Source organism: Novipirellula galeiformis (genome assembly GCF_007860095.1).
Lineage (GTDB): Bacteria > Planctomycetota > Planctomycetia > Pirellulales > Pirellulaceae > Novipirellula > Novipirellula galeiformis.
On the sequence record NZ_SJPT01000018.1, the window covers coordinates 1 to 24,318 of the forward strand.

Consider the following 24,318-nt stretch of genomic DNA (forward strand, 5'->3'; position numbering starts at 1 on the left):
GCGTTTCGGCGACATGTCCCTTCAGTGCAAGCGGCCCGGCGGCTGTTTTTATCACCCAACGCGAGCTCCTGGTATGTAGAGTCGCTGTGAATTATTGCAAGCAATAGGGGATGGAGCGCCCAGTGCGTGTTCTTATTTGGTGGGTGGCACGAATAGCACACGCTGTGAATTATTGCAAGCAAGAGAGAATGTAACGCCCAGTGCGCGTTCTTATTTGGTGGGTGGCACGAATAGCACAGTTCTGCGTCGGCAATTTTAAGCAAAATGGCCGACCAGCAGATCGGCATCTTATGCGCAGATGCCAGACCAGTCGCAAACGACTGTGCCATTCGTGCCATTCGTGGGTGGCACCATCTTGATTCGTGGGTGGCACCATCTTGATCGTGAGCGATCCTGAGCGTTCAGATCGCGGAGCGATCAGCGACTATCGGCGAGTGATTGTTCCGATGTTTCATCGCATCCTAAATGCTTGGAGTGATCAGTCGTTTTCGCAACTCTCCGCGACGCGTGCGGCTGCTTCTTTCCATAGCGCCGGATCGGCTTCAAAAGGGACGGTCACCACACGATAGTGAAACTCTTTTCCCGCGGGCACGGTACTTTTCAAAAAGGTCGTCAGGTAGTGTTTGCGATAGCGGTTGGGAAGATCCCAATAGCGTGTTCGCCAATCGTCGTCGGTGGGCACATCCGCCACATAGGTCACAACCCCTTTGCCAGTAGGACCATCGTAAATCGCCGACCATCGAACCGCCCGGTCGATCTTATGCCCCCCGTTTCCGTCAAATGCACCTTCGAGGTGAGAACCATCGGGCAGTTCGGCAAGGTAGTCTGTAGCAGTCACCGTCCAGGGATGCATGAAGTGGTAGATTAAATTCACGGGAGTGGCTTTTTCGGCTAGCAACCGCACGTCCTCTACGATTTTGTTGTCCTGGACCTCGATTTCGGTGTCCAGCAGCAAGTCGCGAATCCGTGATTTTTTCTGCAACTTCAGCTGCCGACATCGCAGCGTCGTCGGCGGCGTTTGGACAGGCTTGCCGTCGACCCAAAACGTTAGCTTCAGTATCTGTTCGTCTTCGTTTTCGGTATGGCCGCTGCCGATGAACCCCACGTCCGGGAAATTTACGACCGAACCGTAATGGCTTCCCCAACGGTCCAAGCCAAGCCGCGTTTGTTTGTAGTCGATGCGATACAAAGTCCAGAACGATCGACTCTCAAAACGAACTTCCAGATCTCCCAATTCCGCGATGATCTCCCTTGGCCAACCGTTTTGTGGGGGTGGCTCGTAGGCCTCCAGGCTCACATTGTCCACAGCCACCTCACCCTGGCAATTGCCGCTTGCTTCATGGAAGGAAAATCGGATGCAAATGCTCTGCGTCCCCTCGGGCAGCGGGTTCTGTGTGCCGGGGCCAAACTCGCCCCGTACGCGACGCCAGTCATGGGCAGACGACTTGGGATTTAGTGGGTAAAAGGAAATTTGCTTCAGCGATTTTCCCTGGTCGTCAAAGCAATACATCGAGAATGCAAAGACTCCGCTGTCAAGGCTTGTGAACTTTAGGTCTGCCAGAACTTGGTACGCTTGAGCGGAATGAATCTGTTGCCCCATTGCAATTGGTGCGGTCTCGACACCCAGCAGCTGACCGTTCGGTTTTAGTTCCAAGATTTGGCCACGTTGGCTCCCATCGTTTATTAGGGAGACTTGGGAATCATCCCCAGGACGAAACTTCCAGCCTTCTAGCCCACGTTCGAATCCACCGTTGTCCGGTAGCCCCCCCGAGCGGTCGACGACAAGGGTGGTCGTTTCGATTTGATCATCGAAGCTCGTGACGTTGAGTGAATCGTCAAAGAAGGCGCGGGCCTGGGGAGCGGCTTCACCGGCCACCACACCTAGCACGTTCGGCACGCTTAAAACAGGTTCAGCGGCATCGGCCGGGAAAGTCGAGATGGCCACGATGACCACCACGCGCATCATTGAAATCGCTTTCTCCATCGTCATTTTCTCGCATTGATAAGGCAGCTAGCTCAGGCGGGACGGGACTAACAGTCTACACTAGAAAAAATCGGCGTCCGTATCTGATCCGCAGCGATTCCAATCGATGCTGCTGTCGTTTTGTGTCCAATGCAGTCGTTTTCGCGATGTGATGCAACGTTCAAGTCTTGGGAGACCGTCCAACGCAAGCGTGCTAGCGCCGATATCGCGGCTAACGAAGGTCTGCACGCAAGTCCGCGCCGATACGCTGAGCTACGTGTTTTCGCTGCCTTGGGAGCAAAACTTGTTTCGAATGCCAAAGGGGGGATTGGAAACCGAAGCGGGCGCCAGACGTGCATGCCGCAGTTACTGTTGGAGTAAACTGCAGTGCGTCGCGATCGTTTCTATCTAGACCTAGTCCTCTCGAGTCCCAGCATGTTCAATCGTCGTCAATTTATCGGTAGTGTGCCTGTTTCTGCGGTGGCTATTTCCGCAGCTGGATTCGGCCAAAGTGCTCAATCGCAAGAGACGCAAAATCAGGAAAATGCCGACAGCGAAATCATCGCCAGCCCGCCAGTGGTGCAAAATCCTCGTGTCAACGGGTTTGGCGTCAGCATCGCTGTGAACCGTTTGGCGACGGCTTGGGTTGAATATGGATTTAGCAAAGATGACCTTGCGTTTACGGCGGTGGCAAGTCAGCACGGATTGATCTGTGCCGATGATCGCACGCTACATGTTCGCGTTCATCACCACGAAGCACTGCCGAGCGATCGGGCGATTTTCTACCGCGTGATGGTGCAGTCGCTCCGCTATCGAAGCGCTTATGTGCTCGAGCGAAGTGAACCTCAATCCACCGCAACTTACCCCTTGCGGTTGACGAGTCGATCGGCGTCAAGTGTTCGCATCGTGAGTATTAATGACACGCATGAACACCTGGAAACGATTCAAACGCTGCACCGCGAGATCGAGAAACTGAATCCCGATTTGCTGATTTGGAATGGCGACAGTTGCAACGATTTTGACGCAGCCGATTCGCCAGAACAGGTGCTGCTGAACCCCGCCAAAAACCGGCAATTGTCCTGGGCGAGCACTCGACCGTTGCTGTTTAGTAATGGGAACCATGACGTGCGAGGTCAACGTGCTCGTGAAGTGATCAAGAGCTTTGCCGCGAGTCCCGAGTCATCCGAATTGCCCTATAACCAAGCGTTACGGTTTGGCCCTCTGGCTGTGATCACGCTTGATACCGGAGAAGACAAACCGGATCGCCATCCCGTGTTCGCTGGAACCGCGGCTTACGAACCCTACCGAGAAAAACAAGCCACGTGGTTGACTCAAGCTCTCGAGCGACCCGAGATCGCCGATGCACCCTACAAAATTGCCGCCTGCCATATTCCGCTACGAGGACTCGACGGTCAAAACGATGGAACGACGCTCGAGGGATACGCAAGCTACTGCGGATTCGCTGCCAAGCTCTGGCTGCCGATCCTAAAGCAAGCGAACTGTCAAGCGATTGTCTCGGGGCACATGCACCGCGATCGGCTTGACGCCGCGAGCAAGGACATGCCGATCCTGCAATTTGTCGGTGGGGGCCCGAGACCGGAGCAAGCTACGTTGACGGTGATCGACGCGAATGATGACGGCAACCAAAAATCGCTGGCGATTCGCATCGTAAATTTAAAAGGCAACGTGTTGCATGAACATCAGTGGGCTTGAGAGCGCACCATTGAGGTTGAGCGCGGTTGCCCAATGAAAAGGTGGACCGAAGCGGGCCGGGGAGAACCGGAAACTACAACGCATTCGCAAACGAAACCGGCCCCGCAAAGCAGTGCAATGCGGGGCCGGTCGTTAGCGATCGAAATACCCCCTAAGGGATTCGAACCCCTGTTTCCGGACTGAGAGTCTGGCGTCCTGGGCCGCTAGACGAAGGGGGCTGCGAAAATCGCATCAGGTGAAGCTTGGACTAAGGATTTAAGATCCGAAGTCCAACGACCAACGTCCCGCTTCACCCATTGGATCAGACTTCGCCTGCCTTGTGGACCACCTTGTCGATCAAGCCGTACTCACAGGCTTCGTCGGCGGACATAAAACGGTCGCGATCGGTGTCTTCTTCGATCTTCTCCAGCGAGTGACCGGTGTGTTCGATCATCAACTCATTCATTCGCTTCTTGATCCGACGCAACTCTTCGACGTGAATTTCGACCTCTCGCGCCGATCCTTGCATCCCGGCCAGCGGTTGGTGGATCATGATACGAGCATTGGGAAGTGCGAACCGTTTGCCCTTTGCTCCCGCGGTCAGCAGGGCGGCGCCCATCGATGCGGCTTGTCCGATGCAATAGGTAGCAACGTCACATGAGACGAATTGCATGGTGTCGTAGATCGCCATCCCGGCGGTGATGCTGCCCCCAGGGCTGTTGATGTACAAGTGGATGTCGGCCTTGGGGTCGTCCGATTGCAAGAACAACATTTGGGCAACCAATGAGTTCGAAATCTGGTCGTCAACTTGTTGGCCAAGGAAGATGATCCGATCTTTGAGCAGTCGGCTGTAGATGTCGTAGACGCGTTCTTCGCGGCCGCTCTTTTCGACAACGTAAGGAATGATAGGCATGCTAAATATCTTTCGACGGAATGTGTGCGTGTTTGATTCAGGTAAACAATACGGCGTCCTAAAGACGAAATCGCAGCGGACTATTTCTTGTCGTCTTCGTCACTGTCGTCTGCCGGTGGCTTGGTCAGGATATCGTCTACAATTCCGTAGGTCTTCGCTTCTTCGGCACTGAGGAAGAAATCGCGATCGGTGTCTTGAGCGATCTTTTCCACCGTTTGACCACAATGCTTGCTGATGATGTCGTTGAGCACGTCGCGATAGCGGAACATTTCCGCAGCTTGGATTTCAATATCACTCACTTGGCCGCCAACGCCGCCCATCGGCTGATGCATCATCACGCGGCTGTTGGGCAAACAGAATCGTTTCCCGTGAGCGCCGCCGACGAGCAGCACTGCAGCTCCGCTGCAAGCTTCGCCGACACAGTACGTTGCGACGGGGCACGACAACATTTGCATCGTGTCGTAAATCGCGAGTGTTGCGGTAACCGATCCGCCAGGCGAGTTGATGTAAAAGTGAATGTCCTTGCGACGGTTTTCACTCTGCAAGTAAAGCAGCTTCATTACCACGTCATTGGCATTGGCATAGTGAATCTCACCTTGCAAAAACACGATGCGGTTTTCCAAAAGCAAATCGCCCAGCGTTAGCTGGCGCTGACGCTGGTAGCTCTGGTACGAGTGGCTATTCGAAAGTTCGTGAAGCGGGGAATGGTTCATGCAATTTCTTTCAGTGCAGTTGGGGGTGTGCCGAAACTTCGCTGGCGTTACCCCGGTGACTTCTCTGGTGGAAAGACGAGTCAGGGTGTCTTCTGCTTAGTGTTCGTGATTATTGCCAAGATGGCAAGACGGGTTGCGGTGGAGCAGGGGATTGAGGGAGCTGGGAAGTTGAAGGCAGGCAATCTGGGAGCGTGGGGCAAGCGTCCAGAGGGCGAATTCGGACGCTAGCAAAACGCGACCGCCTCGCGTCCCACGGTGGTGACACGAGGCGGTAATGGCCAAATTGGAACCGACGAAGGAACGTTAACGCCCTTCCGTTACGGTTGGCTGGCTGATTTTTGCCACCGGTTCGATCTGATTGACATAGATCTTCATCGAGTGACAGGGGACCTCGACCACTCGGTTGCTCGGCGGGCGTGGGCCATCCCATTGAGGGTAGACGTCCTTGGGGGATTCCGCTGCGGTATCCACGAACAGGTTCCATTTCATGTTGCGTTCAACCTCGGGCAACGTGAAGTCGCGATTTTGGCCGGTGCTGTTGAACATCATTACCACGTCCCGCCCGGCGCCTTCGGGATCATCGGCGCGACTTGGGGCGGCGATATAGGCGACCATCGCCAATTCGTGCTGGCCCCAATCCAAGGGCGTCCCTGCGGGGGAGTACCAGGAAACGTCGGGAATCATCCTACCGTCGACTGGTCTGCCAGTCAGGAATTCGCGTCGGCGAACGGTGGGCTGCGCCTTGCGGAACTCAATCAGCGATTTAACAAAGCGGATCAAGTCGGTGTTCTTCTCGACCAAACGCCAATCAAACCAACTGATATCGTTGTCTTGGCAATAGGCGTTGTTGTTGCCTTTCTGAGTCCGTCGGCATTCATCGCCACTGACCAGCATCGGCACGCCTTGGCTGAGCAGCAACGTTGTCAGCATGTTGCGAACTTGCCGATCCCGGATCGTGCGGACCCCTTTCTTCCGACTTGGGCCTTCCTCGCCGTAGTTGTCGCTGATGTTGTGGTTATCGCCGTCCCGACCGTCTTCGCCATTGGCGAGGTTACGTTTTTCTTTGTACGTCACCAAATCGTTCATCGTGAACCCATCATGGCTCGTGATGAAGTTGATGCTACAGTGCGGTGGACGCCCCGCGTGTTCGTACAAGTCGCTGCTCCCGGCCAAGCGTGTTGCCAATGCACCGAGGGTTCCGCCGTCGCCTCGCCAAAAGCCACGAACGTCATCGCGGTACCGCCCGTTCCACTCGGCCCAACGATGGTTACCGAATGACCCCACTTGGTACGCACCTGCGGCATCCCATGCTTCTGCGATCACCTTGGTGTTGGCCAGCATCGGATCCTCGGCGATCATCTCGACCATCGGTGGATTCGGAATCAAGTTACCCTTCGTGTCCCGGCTCAGAATGCTGGCCAAGTCAAAGCGGAATCCGTCGATGTGGTAGTTATAGACCCAGTGACGAAGGCAGTGGAAAATCATCTCACGCACCACGGGATGGTTTCCGTTGAGCGTGTTACCACAACCCGAGTAATTCGAGTAATGTTGGCCTTCGCTCAGGATGTAGTAGACTTGGTTCTCCAACCCTTTGAAGGACAGCGTGGGGCCTTGCTCGTTGCCTTCGCAGGTGTGGTTGAAGACCACGTCCAAGATGACTTCGATCCCAGCGGCATGTAACGCCTTGACCATCTGTTTGAACTCGTTGACTTGCGCGCCCGGTTCTTTGCTGTGAGCGTAGCCGCGATGGGGCGAGAAGAACGCCATCGGGTCATAGCCCCAGTAGTTCGCCCGCTCAAGTTTCTTGCCATGCGGATCGCGAATTGGAAATTCGTTGACCGGCATTAGTTCCACCGCCGTGATGCCAAGCGACTTTAGGTAGGGAATCTTTTCGATCACCCCTAAGTAGCTACCAGCCGGTTTGACCTTTGCGGTTCGACTTTTGGTAAATCCACGCACATGCATTTCATAGATCACCGTCTCGCTCATGTCGTGACGCAGATGCCGGTCGCCTTCCCAATCGAAGGTGTCTTCGATGACAACACATTTCGGCGGCCGAACGATGCCGTCGGTGCTCGGCAAATAGGTACCCGCAAGTGCTTGTGCATAGGGATCGATCAACCGTGCGGTCGCGTCAAAGCGATGACCATGCTCAGGGTCCCAGGGGCCGCTTGCTTGGTAGTGGTAGAGTTGACCGTGGGCGAGACCGGGAACATGCATGCTCCAGATATCGCCACGACGATCCTTGATCGGATCGAATTCAATGATCTCGGATGGCTCAAGGTCGTTGACCTTGTTGTACAGCAGCAAACGCATTGCGGTCGCCGACCGGCTGAACACCGAAAACTGAACCCCAGTGTCCTGCAGAGTCGAGCCGTAAGGTGTTTGGTAAGCAAATTGCTGTTCGGGGCACGGCTGTTTCATGAGCATGTTGCAGGTTCCTCTATTGAAAAATCCAGACGCTTTGACTCAGCAGCAATCAAGTAGGACCATGAGCCCGTTGTGAAAGGGCGCTCTCGACAGGGACGCCTCACCTTGCTGCGTCGATCGAATCAGGTATAGGTCCGCTAAATTGGTAGCTGTTCAAAGGGTTGTTATTAGGTTTGAGCGTTGGCAATCAATTTGCCTCCCCAAGCCGCGCTCGTTGAACAAGCAGCAGCGTTGGAGTTGGCACTCCGATCGCTAACAAATCAACCCTACCACGCGTCTACTGGAATGCGGGAGAAACGCGAGCTGCGCCCCACAATTCCCAGCCTGACTACGCGTAAGACAACGTCTAGCGATTCCGTATCAGAGAAACCTCCCAGGTGATATGGAGAAACGTTGAGGATTATTGTGACGAAGCATAGCCGAAAAGCGGTGCGACGAGCACTCAAGAAGTTTGAACTGGAGTGACAACAGCGGAAAAAGCGACCGTCGTCGACCGCCCACGTCACCGGGCCGGCCTCGGTTAGGACGCCCCAGTTGCCCTCGCCACCAGACTGTCCTGTCTTAATTAGGCCTCGCTGGGAAAGTAAAAGGAAAATTTTCGAAGAAAGTTTGTGCTTCCCAAACCCGATCCGTCGGGCCCCTCGAATGTTGGCCCCGCTGCCTGCGAGGACGCCCACCTGCAAACCAGCCGGCAAATGCTGCGAATCGAATTGGGACTTTGCGGATTTCCGCATCCCCCTCTCGCGGCGGTTGTGGCGATCAACCATCCCTTGATACCCCCACGTGTGATACGTGCTCAATTCCATCGCCCGGTCGCCAGCCGCGCCATCGGGGAACCGATCGCATCGGCCCGCGGATCTGAACTGCTGACCCCGTTGGCATAGCAGCAAGGCGGTTGATTGGCCCGTTAATTGCTGTCAGGCCATCACGCCGCGTTTCAGGGCCTCCCCACCTGGTTAAAATCCCCCTAAACTGCTGGCGGCATCTACCCAATTCCCCGTGGGATCGAGGAGCGCCCCCTTTCCCCCCGATGTTTAATTATAATAATACTTGGGTGTCATGAGCCGCAGTGCGGATCACCCTTTCTTTCAAGATCCAAACGTAATGTTGACTCAGGCTCACGCAGTGTCTTCTTCATGTCGGACCATTAAACCCCGTTTAATGCAGCGAAAATGAAGTTTCCTGTTTGACTTCAGATCAAGATCTTTTGGTTCGGAAATCGCCGCAAAGCTTTTAGAGGCGTTTCCATGGCAAATCGTTTGATTTGAAAATGTACTCAGGAAAATAATGGATTTATGAACTTTCCTCTACATTTGTGGCGGGGAGTTGGAGTAAAGGGACATCCTTCGTAAGGGTGAGCACCCGATTAGAGCAAGCTCTCCGAGTGACCTGCACTGAAGAGGTGTTCCGTCCAACCTTGACTTGGTGGGACAATACACACGCTGCACCGCAGAATATCTCATCTACTAATTTGGAAAAAAAAATGTCTAAGAAACTATTGATTGTTGATGACCATGAAATCATCCGCGTCGGCATCGGGCTGCTGCTTGAAGGCACCGATATCACGGTTGCCGGTGAAGCGACAACTGCGGCGGAAGCCTTGACCCAGGTCGAGCAAATTTCGCCTGACGTAGTTCTCTTGGACATTCGCATGGAAGGCGGTGACGGGCTCAATGCCCTAGGGCGTATCAAGCTCGATCACCCCGATCTTCCGATCGTGCTGTTTTCGGCTTACGACAATCCGACCTACATCGCGCGTGCGGTTGCACTCGGGGCTGCTGGATTCGTGCTCAAGTCGGCCAGTCGCGAACGCTTGACCGAAGCATTGAAGCTTGCCGTTGCGGGCGAATCGGCTTGGACACGCGAGGAACTGCGGCGTGTCACCGGAGCCTTGGCAACCCCTCGCCTGAGTCAGGATATCGAAGTTCCTTTGACCCAGCGAGAGAGTGAAGTCCTTCGCCAGATGGCACTCGGCTTGACCAACAAAGAAATCGCCAAGATGCTCGGCATTAGCTACGAAACGGTGAAGGAGCATGTCCAACACATCCTTCGCAAGATCGGTGTTAGCGATCGCACCCAAGCTGCGGTATGGGCGGTTCGAAAGAACTTGGTCTAAACCGAGCGGCTGGAAAAGGTACGAAAGTCGTCGTGGCTTTCGTACCGCAGCGAGAGGCTCTCTCGGGCGTGCATGACTAGCGCCCTCGGTTGCGTTCCCTCTCCGCGATCATCTGCGCAATATCATCCTACCGGGGCGCGCACGACCGTCGCCTAACGGAATTGGGGCTGGGGCGATCAGAGCACACTCGCCTGGCAAATCGTGGGCTGTCGAAGCCCGCTGTGACTTCGGCTATAGTTTCCAGGATGAAAAACGCCACTGATTTGCAACGCCTCGGGCTGAATGTCCGTAGCAGCCGCTACGACCTTCGCAGTCCAATCAAGTTTGGCGGTCGGGTCGTTAGCGACATGACCGTGGTTTCAGTCGATTGTGATGCTGAAACGGTATCGAGCCGTGCGCTGGGCTTAGGTTCGATGACAATGGGCGTTACCTGGGCATGGCCCGACCCATCGATCGCCGAGCCAGTCAAGCTTGAGATTCTTGTTGAGCTTGTCCATCGAATCGCGGCTGCGTTCAGCGATAACGCGATCACAGGCCATCCGCTGGACCTTTGTTGTGAAATGGTTCCGGTGCGAGAGACGATTGCAAAACAACTTGCGTCGGATCGAAATCTTCCCACTTGTATCCCTGCGCTGGCGGTTTTGTTGGCCGCTTCGCCCGTAGAGGCAGCGGTCTTTGATGCGCATGGTAAAGCGGCGGGGCAGAGCAGCTATGCGTTGCTATCGCGGCCCCACGTCAATCATGATCTCGCTCATTACCTTGGCGACGCGGCTTACCGCGACCTATGGCTCGGCGACCTCATCGCGGCCAGGCCCGTCAAGTCCTTGCCGCTCTATCATCTGGTCGGGGCCCTCGATCCACTGGACGCGCAAGATCTATCCCAGCCGATTGGCGATGGGATGCCCGAAACGCTGCACGAATGGATCCTTCGAGACGGCTTGTCTCACCTTAAGGTCAAGCTCAACGGCGACGACCTCGATTGGGATGCTCAGCGGGTCATCCGCATCTACCAAACGGCGATCTCCGCTCGCGCCCCGTCCCGTCCTGGGCAATCCGACTGGGCGTTTTCGTTGGATTTCAACGAACGGTGCAGCGACGAGGAATATGTGCTTGCGGTGCTCGAGCGGATCGCCAACACGGAACCCGACGCGCTGCGTTGCATCGAGTACATCGAACAACCGACGCACCGCGATCTCGAGCGGTTGCCAACGATCACGATGCACCGCGTCCGCGAGCGTTTGCCGGTGGTGATCGACGAATCGCTTGTCAACCTGCGTTCATTGCGGATGGCAATCAAACAGGGCTACAGCGGGATTGCCTTGAAGGCTTGCAAGGGTCACGCCGAAGCGTTGTTACTGGGGGCGGTGGCGCGGCACGAGAATTTGTATTTGTGTGTACAGGATTTGACTTGCGTGGGTGCCGCGCTGCTGCACTCGGCATCGTTGGCCGCCCATATCCCTGGCGTTTCCGCGATCGAGAGCAATGGTCGCCAATTCTGTCCCGCTGCGAACGAGCGTTGGCTCACCGATTATCGCGATTTCTTTGAAGTCCGCGGCGGTCACGTCCCCACCGGAATTTTGTCTGGCCCCGGCTTGGGCTACGGAAATGATCCGACGTTGGGCTAGAGCATTTTGAGCAATCATCTAGGCTCTAGAAAAGTAGCTGCGTTCGCCAAAGCGTGGTTCACCGCGAATGCAACGGTAGCTACATCAATGATGAAAATGCTCTCGCGGACCTCTTGGTAGGGGGAAGGCCAGCGGGCTGCATCCCACATGGGCAGCGTCCCACACGGTCAGCGGATCATTCAAGCCACGACCGCTTCAATCAGGTGGCCTTTCACGTCGGTCAATCGCATGTCGCGACCTCCGAAGCGGAACGTGGATCGCTCGTGATTCACGCCGAGCAAATGCAACATCGTCGCATGCAAGTCATGAATCTCGACGCGGTTCTCGATCGCCTTGTAGCCGAATTCATCGGTCGCGCCATAGGCGGTCCCCGGTTTAACGCCTCCGCCGGCCATCCAAATGGTAAATCCAAATGGGTTGTGGTCGCGTCCATTGGCGCCTTGAGCAAACGGCGTTCGCCCAAACTCGCCGGCCCAGACGACCAACGTGGAGTCGAGCAAACCACGTTGACGTAAATCTTTTAACAGCCCCGCGATGGGCTGGTCCACGGCACGGGCATTGTTTTCGTGACCGGTTTTGAGGTTGTTATGTTGATCCCAGCGATCGTTGCCAACGTTGGGACAGGTCAACTCGATGAAACGCACGCCCCGCTCCACTAACCGCCGGGCCAACAAGCACTCGGCTGCATAGATTCGCGTCGGCTCGTATTTTGCATCCATGCCGTAGAGCGTTTGGATTGCCTGGGGTTCATCGCCGAGCGACATTAGTTCGGGAACCGCCATTTGCATACGGAATGCCAGTTCGTAGTTTTCGATCGCAGATTCGAGGGCATCGTGTTTCCCAAATTGCGTCTCGGCGATGGTATCGAATTGATTCATCAGTTCGAGTTTGCTGCGTTGTTGCTGCGGCGTATTTTCGATCCGCGTGATGTTTGCGACCGCCGAACCGGAGGGTTTGAATAGCGAGCCTTGGTAGCTGGCCGGCAAAAAACCGCTGCCGAAACAGTCCATGCCTCCGGGCGGAATCAAGCCGCCATTGAGCGCGACAAAACCGGGCAGGTCCTCGCACTCGCTGCCCAGCCCGTAGTTGACCCAGGCTCCCATACTTGGGCGGCCCTGCAGTCCGCTGCCTGTGTGCAGAAAGTAATTTGCAAACGTGTGTTCGGGGAACTCCGACGTCATCGACCGGATCACCGCCAACTCATCGGCGCACTGGGCGATGTTGGGAAACAGTTCGCTGACGGGCAGTCCCGGCTCGCCGTGACGCTTGAACTTCCAAGGGCTAGCCAGCAGTTTGCCGTTATTGTTGAACTGAGTTGGTTCGACTTTAAACGACGCGCCGGGATCACGCCCATTGAACTTGTCGAGCATCGGTTTGGGATCGAACGTATCGACCTGGGAAGGCCCGCCATCCATGTAAAGAAAGATGACATGCTTTGCCCGCGCGAGGTGATGCAAACCATGATTCGCATTGCCCGAGGCATTGATTGTTCCGGCCGCTAGGTCCGTGTGGATCGATTCGGCACCGAACGAAGGTTGCCGGAGCAGGGCAGCCAAGGCAACGCTGCCGAATCCGCTCGCACATTGACGTAACATTTCGCGTCGAGATCCGGGGCCCGATTGAACTCGACCACAGGGGAAAATTGAGTTGCTCATCGTAAAAAAATGAACTCCTTGGTGTTGACGAGTACGTGCGCGAAATCGGCCCACCGCGAGACATCGTCGACTTTGGAATGGTCGTCCGCAGGGATACTAAGAAACTCGGTTGCCACTCGTAGTTCCTGGTCGTTTGCAGGGCGTGCAAATGCCGATTTGATCATCCACTGGATCCGCCGTGAGACGCAATCAGGTGAGTCGCTTGGCACCGTTTCGATCGCACGCTCGGCCCACTTGGTCGCTTGTTGGACGACCAACGGATCGTTCATCAAGATCAAAGCTTGGGCTGGAACATTTGACACGTTTCGTCGCCCCATCGAACTGAACGGCACTGGCGCATCAAACGCCAGCATGAACGGCGACAAGAAATTCCGTCGCACCGCGGTATAAACGGATCGTCGATTGGCACCGTCGAGCGGCCCATTGCGTTCGGGGCGTCCGCGTCCTTGCATGAAATTCGTCAAATGGATCGGGACGGGCTCCCCGTACATTGCTGGGGCCCATTGGCCCGACACCACCAACAAGGAATCGCGGATCGCTTCGGCTTGGAGTCGCTGGGGAGGGCGATGGTGCCATAAGCGGTTTGTGGGATCCTGATGCTGTGCAACGGCGTCGACGTGGCTCGACATTTGATAGGTATTGGACATCGCGATATAGCGAATCATCTGTTTGATAGATTTACCCTCCTCGACAAACCGCGTTGCCAAATGGTCAAGCAGTTTTGGGTGCGTCGGTCGCTGTCCTAGCACGCCAAAGTCATCCGTGGTCGGCACGATGCCTCGCCCCATCAAGTGATGCCAAACTCGATTAACGATCACGCGATTGGAAAGCGGGTTGTCGTCTGAATTAATCCGATCGGCTAATTGCAATCGGCCGCTTCCCGCTTGAATCGCGAGCGCATCGTTCCCGTCGATCGCCGACAAAAAACGTCGTGGCACCGGATCACCCGGAGTCGCAGAGTTGCCACGGATCAACAGATGGTCGTCCTCACCCGTCCCGTCCTTCATCGCCATCGCCAATTTTGACGTTCGCTGAACCTCAGCGTTGAGCGCATGGCGTGCCTCGCTCCATCGCGTCGCCAGATTCCGCAGTTCAGCGGCCAGTGCATCCGGAGATTCCAGGAAGGGCTCAAGCGTGTTCTTCAACTTTTCGGCAAGTCGCAATTCGTGTTCGTGACGATCACGAATTTCCCTTAACCGTTTCGGGTTCGCTCCCTGTACGACGGCACACACCTCTGCGGTTGCCCCTTCGTCCGGCGTGAACTCAAGATGCAATCGGTGGCCGACGTAGCGTCCCAGGTGCAGGGTGATTTGGGAAACCTCGTTTTTTGTTTCAAATCGAGCAAGCGTCTCGCCGTGCAACGGGCCTGCAATAAAACGATGGGAATCAACACAAGCAACGATCTGTCCTCGGCCTCGCACCACACAAACAAGTTCGGGGGCGGTCAAGGCAAACGTCGGCGTTCTCAACGTGCGACCGGCACGCGGAATCTGGAACAGCCGGTTACGGGTACGCATCCCCGATTCGGATTGCGCAACCAATCCATTCCAAAACGGGTCACTCGCGGCGGCCGACAGTTGCACGATCGATAACGAGGGCTTGCCATCCTCGTGGGAGAGTGTGATTTCGCCGACTTTCCGAGGCCGATCACCAAAGAGGAAGCCGGACTGCATCAATTCGTCGCTGCCCACGGCTGAGTAGTCGACCGCAACTTGATCGGCGTCAACGGCTGGGATCGACGCCGCATTCGCGGAGAGTTCATTCCACGTCGTGTCGTTCCACTTGTCAAGGATCGCCGTGGCATCATCGCGAAAGGCTTGATCGACGACAGCTAAACGAGTGGCGATGTCGCGATTATGTTCTAGCGATTCGAAACGCACTTCGTCGAAATCACTGCTCTGCAAAAATCCCGACAGCGCGTAGTAATCGGCGGCCGAAATTGCATCAAATTTGTGGTCGTGACATCGTGCGCACGCGACCGTCATTCCCAGGAACGTTTTCGACATCACATCAATCATGTTGTCGAAACGGTCTGATTCGTCTTTGCGAATGTCGACCGGCGAGTGAACCCATTCGCCTAAAAACCAAAATCCAGTTCCCAGTATCGACTCATTAAATCCATGCTCGGGATTTAGTCGAGCATTTTTAAGCAAGTCACCGGCGATATGCTCGCGCACAAATTGGTCGTAGGGCAAATCTAAGTTGAAAGCGCGAATCACATAGTCACGGTACTGAAACGCATTGCGAGTATCGTCGTCGAATTCGTGTCCACGTGATTCGGCGTAACGCACCAAGTCCAACCAATGACGTCCCCATTGTTCACCGAAATGGGGCGAGGAAAGTAGTTCGTCAAGTAAGGCGACAAACGCCGTCTCATGTTTCTCATTCGAAGTGGAATCTAAAAAGGGCTGTAGTTGCTGTGCCGTAGGAGGCAAGCCGACGAGATCGAAACAGAGTCGACGCACTCGGGCCAACACATCGGCGCGGGGAGCCGGCTTTAGCTTGACTGCCTCGAGCTCCGAGAGCACATAACGATCGATCTCGTTTCGCACCCAGGTGGTGTCGTGCACCTCGGGGGGCGTTGGATTCGCGATCTTTTGCCAAGCCCAATGGGATTCGCGGCGATCACTAAGGTTAAATTCCGTCGCCTTGGCTTCACCCGCGACCGGTTCGGGTTCGCTGGGCCACGGTGCTCCCATCTCGACCCACTGGGCGATCCGCTGGATTGTTGCCTCGGGAAGTTTTCCACGGGGCGGCATCTCGTACGATTCGTAGCGAATCGATTCGAGAATCAAGCTGGAATCGGGATCATCGAGATTCAATGATGCCCCGCTTTCGCCTCCGCGGAACAAGGCTGCGCGACTGTCTACATGCAATTCGGCTTGCAGTTTCTTGGCTTGGACGCTGTGGCATTCGTAGCAGTGTTCGACAAAGACCGGTCGAACGTGCGTCTCGAAAAATTGAATCTGCTCCGGCGTGGGCTCTTCCCCCTGCACCACGTTACCCGGCAAGCCAATTCCCACAATCAGCAGCAGCGTCAACGTGACTCGATTCCGCGAGGGAACACCGTGACTACAGGGCATGGGGCCATTCCGAACAAGTGGCATACCGTCCGCCGTTTGCGTCGACAACGGCGAGAGCAAAGGGTGGGCAAAGGGCGAGGATCAACGCGTCTCTTATCTTACACAAGAAAGGCGAACCCATGTAAAGTCACCGAATGCGTCGACGGTGTCTTCCTGTCCCCCCGGTGGCCTGCTGCGTCCGTGTGAACATCATCCGATCCGATGTTCACGATCCAATGTTCACGATGTGATATGCGCGATGTGATATGCACGATGCGAGGTTCACGGGGGGAGGTTCATGTTGGCAATGGTTTCCAACCGCGTGCCCGTGACTCGCTCTGCCTCAGCCCTTTGGAGTCGCGAGTTTTTCATAACCCAACGCGTAAGCGAGGGGATATCACTCTTAACTTGGTCCCTCGCTAACGCGTCGGGTTATGGTTTGCTAGGTAAAACGGCAATGACGCAACTTCAAAACCTCAGCCTTCCGCTTCGATCAGTCTCAGAAAGGCGGGCACGAATTGTCGTAGTGCCCGAGATCGGTGGCTGATCGCTCGCTTGACGGCAAGATCCAATTCGCCGAAGGTGCGGTGATACTCACGGATAATGAACAGCGGGTCGTAACCAAAACCGGCGGCTCCTTGTCGTGAATGGGCAATCCGTCCGCTGCAGCGTGAATGGGCTTCGAGCCGCACATTGCCCTCGGGGTCGGACAGGCACAAGTAGCTGTTGAAGTGTGCCGTTCGACGATCGTCAGGCACGTCTTTGAGCGCTTCGAGCAATTTGTCGTTGTTGGCTTGGTCATCGCCATGTTCTCCGGCGTAACGCGCCGAGTGAACACCGGGTTGGCCACCGAGTGCGTCGACGGTCAACCCACTGTCCTCGGCCAAAACCCATTGCCCCAGATGTTTCGCTTGCTCGGTGGCCTTTAAGGCCGCGTTTTCAGCAAACGTCTCGCCCGTTTCCTCGACTTCGATCGCGCCGTCGACCTCGGACAACGCTAAAGCCTTGACTTTGTCTTGCGGCAGCAGCAGTTGAAGCTCGATCAATTTTTTGGCGTTGTTCGTACCGACGATGAACTGGAACATGGGCGTTTGTCTGAGGGGAAGAGTTTAGGATGAAATCCAGTGGGCGATCCGGTCGACCGCGGTGCGTAGCGATCGGGCCGCCATCACAAAATTGGTATGGCCGCTCACCTCGGGCTGGATCGCTTCATACAGCTCCGTTGCCTTGCGAAGCTTCGAGACTTTCTTCTTCGCCAGCTTTAAATAGACTGCCGGGTCTTCAACTTCGTCCACGGGGCCGACCGCCAAGATGAAGTCGTAAAGATCGCGAACGATATCACGGAGATCCTCGTCATCTTCGGCTTCGTCGCAATGCTTCAAAAACGTGCGAACCATCCACACGTGAGTAATTTCGGTATCAATCGCGCGAACACGCGACATCGGTTCTATCGAGGGATCCATCTGATTCGTGACCGTGTTTGACTGACGCGATTCTTCGAGGGGGACCGGAGCAGTGTCCTGATCCACGCCCAAGGTCCGACTCTCCTAACCACAACCGGAGAGGTGGGCGGAGACGCATCTCCGCCGAATCGTTAGCGTGATGCGCCTTCGATTCCCTCGGCCACGTTGCCGCCGGATTCATCAACCGCAGAGGACTCCACCGCGGCGGGCGATTCGACCGCACCAGTGGTCTCCACAGCTGCAGGTTTGGGGGCTGCCGCATGGCCATGAGGCGTGTTCATCGCCACGATCACGACTCCCACCACGGTCAATAGCATGCCCACCCACAGCAGCGGGTTGATGGTGACGTCGCCATGCAATTTGAGGATGGAAACGATCGCAGAGACCGAAACCGCACCGCCAAAAACAATCGGCATCACGAGTAGGGCGTTGCCACGGCTGGTCATCATCGCTGTCGTCAAACACACGGCACCGAACGCGCCTAGCGTTCCGGCTAGAAATCCCCATTTCATTGTGGGGTAATACGCCCCCGCGTAACTGAATGAGTCGCCTTTGACCTTCATCATCACCAACCCGCCGAGGATCGCGATGACCAAATAAGCGATGCCAATGAAGACGTAGGGTTTGAAGGGAGACCACATTGGCACGCCGCCGACTTTTGGCGCCTGAGCGTTACCGATCGTAGGCCCGTAACATCCCCAGAAGATCGCTGTGCCGAGGGCAAATAGAATTGGAATCAACATTTTGTTCATGAAACACTCAGTTAGAGGAACCGTGCAATCAGTGAGTGAGGGAAGTGAAAGCTCTTTCGGATCAAAGCTCTTTCGGGTCATCGTCCGTTGGGCAAACACAGCCCCCGTCGACATGAACTCGCCCATTCGGTAAAGCGGGACCCCTTGGCGAGTGAGATCGGTCGGAGTGCCTCGTCATTGCACTCGATGCCCAAAGTCGCAACGCCAACCGGGGAGCCCCTTCTCTGGGGCGGAGGTCAAAGTTTCTCGGAGGGCGATCGGATTTGGTTAGACGTTGAACAGGAAGTGGCAAATATCGCCATCCTGCATAATGTAACTCTTTCCTTCGACGCGAAGTTTTCCAGCTTGGCGAATTTCTTTTTCCGTCTTGTAAGTTTCGAGATCTTCGAGCGTGTAGACCTCGCAGCGAATAAACCCACGTTCAAAGTCACTGTGAATCACCCCGGCGCCTTGCGGTGCGGTTGCGCCTTTGGGAATTGTCCATGCGCGTACTTCTTTTTCCCCTGCGGTGAAGTAGCTTTCCAACCCAAGCGTGTCGTAGGTGGCCCGTGCGATTTGGTGCAGTGCTGGCTCGGCCAATCCGACCTCGGCTAACATTTCGCTACGATCGGGTTCTTCGAGTTCGGCCAGCTCGGATTCAAGTTTCGCACAAACACAAACCACCGTCGCACCGACCTTGGCCGCCTGGTCGCGAACTTTTTGGACCAACGGATCTTTGCCTTCGAGATCGTTCTCGCTGACATTGGCGACGTAGAGAACGGGCTTTGCGGACATCAAGCCGTAGCTGGAAACCGCCGATTGTTCGAGCGAGTTGAGCTCCAGCGTCCGAAGCGGTTCGTCTTTGCTGAGGTGTTCATTGCATTTCTGGATCACCGCGACACGCAGTTTCGCTTCCTTATCGCCGCTGCGAGCGGTCCGCTCGGCTTTGCTCAAGGCGTTTTCAAGGGTTTGAATATCGGCCAGCATTAATTCGGTTTCGATCGTGTCCATATCGGCGATCGGATCGACCGTGCCCGCGACGTGAATCACGTCGGGATCTTCGAAACAGCGGACGACTTGCACGATCGCGTCGACTTGACGGATATGGCTGAGGAATTTGTTACCAAGGCCTTCCCCCTCGCTGGCCCCTTTGACGATGCCGGCGATATCGACCAGCTTCAGAATCGCGGGAATGGTCTTCTGAGGGGTGATGAAGTGCGTGATTCGCGTCAAACGCGCATCCGGCACGCTCACGATCCCTTCATTCGGTTCGATCGTGCAAAACGGATAATTTTCGCTTTGGGCCGCTTTCGACGCCGTCAACGCGTTAAATAAAGTGCTTTTACCGACGTTCGGCAGACCAACAATTCCGGCTTCCATGGCAATGATTTCTATGTAAACAACTGGAGGTTACCCCGTGGATCACGTGCAAATCATTCCCCGATACTGAATGACCGCACCCATTGGGCTGAGCGCGAAATCGTATCAGCGAAACCGGCTTGCGCTAACGGTGGGAGCCGCTCGAATTCAGTTCCGGGACAAGCTTTTCCCTAATCAAGCAAGTTTTTTTGGAAATCGGCTTCAGAATCGCCCGCTCCGCAGCCGATCTCTAATTCTTGCAAGATGCAGCTCAATTTAGGTTTCATGGACGAAGCTGGTCGTCGCTTTTCACCAGCGGATTGCTCGTTGGTGCTTTAGCGGTTCCCGTTCGCTTAACACCCAGCTGCGAGCATTCAATTGCGAAACCTTACTCTTGGCGTCCTTATTGTTTCGGGCGGTACGTTAGCCGCGTTGCCCTTTCGACGCGTCCCCGATTACGTTGCCCCTACCACGATCGACGTTCCTCCCGGGGCGGTGTTGAACGCTGCAGCAGGGCCGGCCACTGGACCGACGCACAAGATGAATAATCTCGTGCAGTTGCAAGCATCCACGGTCCCCCCAAGTCTGCGCACCGATTTCACCGAAGACCTCGTCTTGGAAACGACGACGATCGACGCCTTCGACACCGAATCGTTTGAGTCGTTTTCCTGGAACAAACACAGTGAATCGGCATCGCGACTGAGCCACCGAGGCGAAGCCTTTAAACCGTTGACCTACGAGGATTTGGCGGTTCCCATTTCGCGTCCCTCCGTAGTGAACGATCGCTACAGTGCGACCGCGCCCGCCTTCGCACAGGCCGAAGCCCAGCGCAATGCCCAGGTGGCGGGCGAAGCGGTCGCCAAAATGAATCCCATCGAAGCGGGCGTCTCCAGCGAAGCATGGCAACGTCCGTCGATTCCTCCCACCGCAGCAGCGTCTACGACCGGATCCATCGCGGCCACCGAATCGCTGCCGAGCTTCCAGGCGGCGAATCGCTTTGCTCAGGTGAACCCCGCTGCTAATCCATCGCTATCGTCCTTGGCGACAACATCGCAAGGATCAGCAACCGCTGCGGGAGGAAATGGGGCGGGAGCATCCGCCACGGCTCCAGCTCGCCAAAACGCGACTCTCGCCAGCAGCCCGCGCCGCGAATCCGATCCTTTGTTGCCGGCACCCGCACCGCAACCCGCCGAGCGGATACGCCAATGGATTACCCAGCCCGAGTAGTTCACGCGGATAAGACTGCCTACGAGCGGCCCGACAACGTTCGCCATGGCGATCAACGTTGGCCCCATCAAACATTTCCATTCTCTGCTACGCCGCGGCGTCCTGCTGTAAAGCCTGGAACGCCGGTGGTACACTGAACCTGCCCCCCCCCCTCAAACGAATATTCCTGTTCGGAGTGAATAAGCCCTATGTCGAGTGATCTAGATCGTCTGCGCGGATCCCGTTGTCTTGTTACCGGCGGATCGGGCTTTATCGGCTCCCACCTCGTCGATGCACTCCGAAACGCGGGAGCGAGTGTTCGCGTGCTGGACAACTTCAGCACCGGTTTCCGCCACAATTTGGAACACACCACTGCGGACGACAACGTTGAAATCGTCGAAGGCGATGCATCGGACTCTGATTGTGTCGCAAACGCAACTCAAAATATCGACTACATCTTTCATCACGCCGCCATGGCGAGTGTCCCTCGCAGCATGCGTGAACCGGCGTTATGTCACGCGTGGTGTGCAACCAGCACCGTCGAATTGCTCAAAGCAGCCGCGGACAATGGAGTCAAACGACTGGTCTTGGCATCCACCAGTGCCGCGTATGGGGATTCGCCTTTCGTTTCCAAACGGGAATCGGATTCGGTCGCTCCGTTGTCACCCTATGCCGCCGCAAAATTGGCCGCGGAATCGTATTGCCAAGCGTTCTACCGCGGCTTTGGGTTGGAAACTGTGGTGCTGCGATACTTCAACGTCTTTGGTCCGCGACAAGATCCTAAGAGTGAATACAGCGCGGTCATTCCTCGGTTCGTTTCGATGATCTTGTCTGGCGAGCGACCGGTCATCTATGGCGATGGCGAACAATCACGCGACTTTGTTTATGTCGGCGACGTCGCACGTGCGAACCTGTTGGCGGCTACCTCACCCACCGCTGCTGGTGGAACGTTCAACATCGGACGTGGCGAGCGAACGTCGCTGTTAATGTTGCTGCATTCGCTCCGTGAGATCCTCGGCCAAGGCATCGAGCCGATCCACGAAGCCGCGCGGGCCGGCGATGTTCGCGATTCGCTTGCGGACATTAATGTCGCACGTTCACGACTCGGTTTTGAGCCTCAAGTCACGATTCCTCAGGGACTCGAAATGAGCGTCGAGTTTTATCGCAGTCTGGTAGCGAGTGTTTAGATAAAGCAGAGTCGATGCTTGCTTTGGGGCGAACTCGTTTTTCAGATCAGCGAACGTTGAAGTGTTATCCCCCACGCCACACCGGAGTGAAGCGATGAGCAACGACAATCCGTTTTCTGCGAACCAACCGCCCCAGCATCAACCGCCGCTTCCCACCAGCAACCCGAAAAGTGGAACCTCGACGATGGTCATCGTTGGGGTCGTCCTGGCCGTCGGCCTGGCCTTCATGCTGGTGTGCGGCGGAATCCTCGTGGCGTTGATGTTCCCCGCAGTTCAAGCGGCACGCGAAGCGGCGCGGCGAACGTCGTGTGCAAACAATCTCAAACAGATTGGCTTGGCGATGCACAATTATCACGACGTCTACGGATCGCTTCCGCCGGCGTATACTGTGGACGAAGATGGTCGTCCATTGCACAGTTGGCGTACGTTGATCTTGCCCTTCATGGAACAGCAAGCTCTGTATCAAAAGATCGACTTCTCGAAGCCTTGGGATGCACCGGAGAATCGGCAAATCTCGCAAACCGTGGTTCCCACCTACCATTGTCCTTCCACGGTCACCGATCCGGCCATGACAACCTACGTGGCGGTGATCGATCCGCGAGGAATCATGTCGGGGCCGGAGTCGACGGTCATCCGGCAGGTCTCCGACGGATTGGCTAATACAATCTTGCTAGTTGAAACCAGCCCCGATCACGCCGTCAACTGGATGAGCCCTGACGACATCGACTTGCAGCGTTTTCTCGACCGCGGAGCCACGCACCAACAAGGCGCACATCCTGGTGGCACTCATCTGTTAATAGGCGACGGTGCAGTGAAATTTCTGGCCGATTCCGCTGCCGCGCCTTTGCGAGAAGCCCTGGTCACGAAAGACGGCAACGAAGACTTGTCGGGCGACTTTTGACGGGCCTCGCCATCCTCGGGTGCGGGCCCGTAGCCTAGCATCGCCAAGCGTCGCGTATACATCGACATTGCCGAAAAACGGTTCTCGTCGATCCGCATCCGCGATCGACTGGCGGCTATGCATTCACGTCGCAGCGGCTCACACGGATGGACTCCATCAAATCCTCGATGGATCCGCCCGCGGCGTAAGCAAATTCGATTGCAATCGATTCTCCCGCCTTGATATCAAACGGAGTTTCGATGGGCAGTACCAAACATTGGTTAGGCCAAGTGATTGCCTGTTCTGTTTTCATATCGATCGAAACGACGTTCTGGGTCACGAAACGCAGCGCGTTGACGCTGCCTTCGCGAACGCAGTCGACGTTTTCACGCACGCTGAATTGCATCGGTATGGTCTCGTCATACGAAATGCTGGCATAAGGCGATAGTGCTGCGAATTCGGTGGTGCGTGGTTGATCCAACCGCGGAGCTTGGAACATCGGCAGGGGGGCGTGATAGCCGGCGAAGTCAAACGATTGGTAGATCGGTTGCGTCATCAAAATCGAAGCTTCGGGTAAGAAGCGTGGCAATGCCGGTCCATGAGCCCGTTGGTAACGTTGTTTGAATGCCGCGATCACTTGAGCTTGTTTTTCTCGTAACAGCCCAACGTGAAGCATTTCGCAGACGACCACATCGACTGGCTTATCGGGTACGTATTGTGTCGCATCCGCGTGGATCACGGTGATTTGGTCCTCCAGTCCATTGTCGCGGACAAAGCGTCGAGCCGTCGCCACCAACTCGGGGTTGCGCTCCACGCAACTGACTTTCGCACCGCAGCGAGCGGCCAAGGACGAGAGGATGCCGGTTCCCCCACCGAGTTCGACAACGTGCATTCCCGGACGGACGTTCAATTCGATGGCATCACGAAAGGCGCCGACTCGATCCTCATCCTGTAGCATGTTGTAGTGATAAAGCAGCGGGATGTATTGGCCGAGTGTCTTTTCTTCCTGCGATAGCCGAGCTCTGGAGATTCGCTCGTGGGCTATCGCTGGGGGATTGTCTGATAGCGAGGAATAAGTTGGACGGCGGACCGAGGAAGTCGTTTGCATTTTGAGGAGCCGATTCACGAACGGGGGGGCGAGAGCATGACGAAACGCAGCGAGGGGGAGTAAGCCAGCCCGCGCACGCTACCTTGCCACGGGGCCCCGGCGGCACGTTAGCCAGATTTGAAGCTGGGGCTCAAGATTAATTTCAATTCGTGTGCACAATCGCACCCACTCCCCCCCATGCGTGTTCTGGCCGGTAAGGTGGGAATAGGGACCGT

Annotated in this window: 18 protein-coding genes and 1 tRNA gene; 7 read left to right on the forward strand and 12 right to left on the reverse strand. The window is 55.9% G+C overall.

All coding sequences use genetic code 11. The features are described 5' to 3' along the window. Positions 1-478: 478 nt before the first annotated feature. Positions 479-1,984, reverse strand: a complete 1,506-nt coding sequence (locus Pla52o_RS25735; protein ID WP_231612668.1) for a hypothetical protein — start codon at positions 1,982-1,984, stop codon at positions 479-481. 366 nt (positions 1,985-2,350) lie between these two features. Here Pla52o_RS25735 and Pla52o_RS25740 point away from each other — a divergent pair, with 366 nt between their 5' ends. Further along, positions 2,351-3,676: a metallophosphoesterase family protein gene (locus Pla52o_RS25740; RefSeq protein WP_146597516.1), complete on the forward strand. Its 1,326-nt coding sequence runs from the start codon at positions 2,351-2,353 to the stop codon at positions 3,674-3,676. A gap of 145 nt (positions 3,677-3,821) precedes the next feature. Here Pla52o_RS25740 and Pla52o_RS25745 read toward each other — a convergent pair. The 4 genes from Pla52o_RS25745 to glgX form a co-directional block, all read right to left on the reverse strand. Then, a tRNA-Glu gene (locus Pla52o_RS25745) sits at positions 3,822-3,894 on the reverse strand. Positions 3,895-3,977: 83 nt separating this feature from the next. Next, complete coding sequence (clpP, locus tag Pla52o_RS25750; RefSeq protein WP_146597517.1) at positions 3,978-4,568, reverse strand: ATP-dependent Clp endopeptidase proteolytic subunit ClpP; 591 nt, start codon at positions 4,566-4,568, stop codon at positions 3,978-3,980. 80 nt (positions 4,569-4,648) lie between these two features. Next, positions 4,649-5,281: a ClpP family protease gene (locus tag Pla52o_RS25755; RefSeq protein WP_146597518.1), complete on the reverse strand. Its 633-nt coding sequence runs from the start codon at positions 5,279-5,281 to the stop codon at positions 4,649-4,651. Between the two features lie 303 nt (positions 5,282-5,584). Further along, on the reverse strand, positions 5,585-7,711 hold the full coding sequence (gene glgX, locus Pla52o_RS25760; protein ID WP_146597519.1) for a glycogen debranching protein GlgX: 2,127 nt from the start codon (positions 7,709-7,711) through the stop codon (positions 5,585-5,587). Between the two features lie 611 nt (positions 7,712-8,322). On the opposite strand from glgX, the gene Pla52o_RS25765 reads away from it, so the two are divergent. The 3 genes from Pla52o_RS25765 (at position 8,323) to Pla52o_RS25775 (ending at position 11,452) form a co-directional block, all read left to right on the forward strand. Beyond that, positions 8,323-8,595, forward strand: a complete 273-nt coding sequence (locus Pla52o_RS25765) for a hypothetical protein (RefSeq protein ID WP_146597520.1) — start codon at positions 8,323-8,325, stop codon at positions 8,593-8,595. 599 nt (positions 8,596-9,194) lie between these two features. Then, positions 9,195-9,827, forward strand: coding sequence for a response regulator (locus tag Pla52o_RS25770; RefSeq protein WP_146597521.1), 633 nt, complete (start codon positions 9,195-9,197; stop codon positions 9,825-9,827). A gap of 245 nt (positions 9,828-10,072) precedes the next feature. Beyond that, positions 10,073-11,452: a mandelate racemase/muconate lactonizing enzyme family protein gene (locus Pla52o_RS25775; RefSeq protein ID WP_146597522.1), complete on the forward strand. Its 1,380-nt coding sequence runs from the start codon at positions 10,073-10,075 to the stop codon at positions 11,450-11,452. A 179-nt stretch (positions 11,453-11,631) separates the two neighbouring features. Here the strand turns inward: Pla52o_RS25775 and Pla52o_RS25780 are convergent, their stop codons facing one another. The 6 genes from Pla52o_RS25780 to ychF form a co-directional block, all read right to left on the reverse strand. Next, positions 11,632-13,107 carry a DUF1501 domain-containing protein gene (locus Pla52o_RS25780; protein ID WP_390620932.1) on the reverse strand — a complete coding sequence of 492 codons (1,476 nt, stop codon included), beginning with the start codon at positions 13,105-13,107 and terminating at the stop codon, positions 11,632-11,634. Next, entirely contained in the window at positions 13,104-16,190 is a 3,087-nt protein-coding gene (locus Pla52o_RS25785; RefSeq protein ID WP_146597523.1) for a PSD1 and planctomycete cytochrome C domain-containing protein, read from the reverse strand. Before Pla52o_RS25785 ends, Pla52o_RS25780 begins: the two co-directional genes overlap by 4 nt. A gap of 455 nt (positions 16,191-16,645) precedes the next feature. Beyond that, the gene (gene rdgB, locus Pla52o_RS25790) at positions 16,646-17,254 is read right to left on the reverse strand and encodes an RdgB/HAM1 family non-canonical purine NTP pyrophosphatase (protein WP_146597524.1); all 609 of its coding nucleotides are present in this window, start codon (positions 17,252-17,254) and stop codon (positions 16,646-16,648) included. A gap of 24 nt (positions 17,255-17,278) precedes the next feature. Beyond that, positions 17,279-17,632 (reverse strand): amidohydrolase, encoded by a 354-nt coding sequence (locus tag Pla52o_RS25795; protein ID WP_146597525.1) that lies wholly within the window; start codon positions 17,630-17,632, stop codon positions 17,279-17,281. A gap of 131 nt (positions 17,633-17,763) precedes the next feature. Beyond that, positions 17,764-18,384, reverse strand: a complete 621-nt coding sequence (locus Pla52o_RS25800) for a hypothetical protein (RefSeq protein ID WP_231612669.1) — start codon at positions 18,382-18,384, stop codon at positions 17,764-17,766. A gap of 267 nt (positions 18,385-18,651) precedes the next feature. Continuing rightward, entirely contained in the window at positions 18,652-19,743 is a 1,092-nt protein-coding gene (ychF, locus tag Pla52o_RS25805; protein ID WP_146597526.1) for a redox-regulated ATPase YchF, read from the reverse strand. A 357-nt stretch (positions 19,744-20,100) separates the two neighbouring features. Here ychF and Pla52o_RS25810 point away from each other — a divergent pair, with 357 nt between their 5' ends. The 3 genes from Pla52o_RS25810 (at position 20,101) to Pla52o_RS25820 (ending at position 23,016) form a co-directional block, all read left to right on the forward strand. Next, on the forward strand, positions 20,101-20,949 hold the full coding sequence (locus Pla52o_RS25810) for a hypothetical protein (RefSeq protein WP_146597527.1): 849 nt from the start codon (positions 20,101-20,103) through the stop codon (positions 20,947-20,949). Positions 20,950-21,137: 188 nt separating this feature from the next. Continuing rightward, positions 21,138-22,115, forward strand: coding sequence for an SDR family oxidoreductase (locus tag Pla52o_RS25815; protein WP_146597528.1), 978 nt, complete (start codon positions 21,138-21,140; stop codon positions 22,113-22,115). Between the two features lie 94 nt (positions 22,116-22,209). Continuing rightward, positions 22,210-23,016 (forward strand): DUF1559 domain-containing protein, encoded by an 807-nt coding sequence (locus tag Pla52o_RS25820; RefSeq protein ID WP_146597529.1) that lies wholly within the window; start codon positions 22,210-22,212, stop codon positions 23,014-23,016. A gap of 115 nt (positions 23,017-23,131) precedes the next feature. Here the strand turns inward: Pla52o_RS25820 and Pla52o_RS25825 are convergent, their stop codons facing one another. Continuing rightward, the gene (locus Pla52o_RS25825; protein WP_146597530.1) at positions 23,132-24,103 is read right to left on the reverse strand and encodes a methyltransferase domain-containing protein; all 972 of its coding nucleotides are present in this window, start codon (positions 24,101-24,103) and stop codon (positions 23,132-23,134) included. Positions 24,104-24,318: the final 215 nt, after the last annotated feature.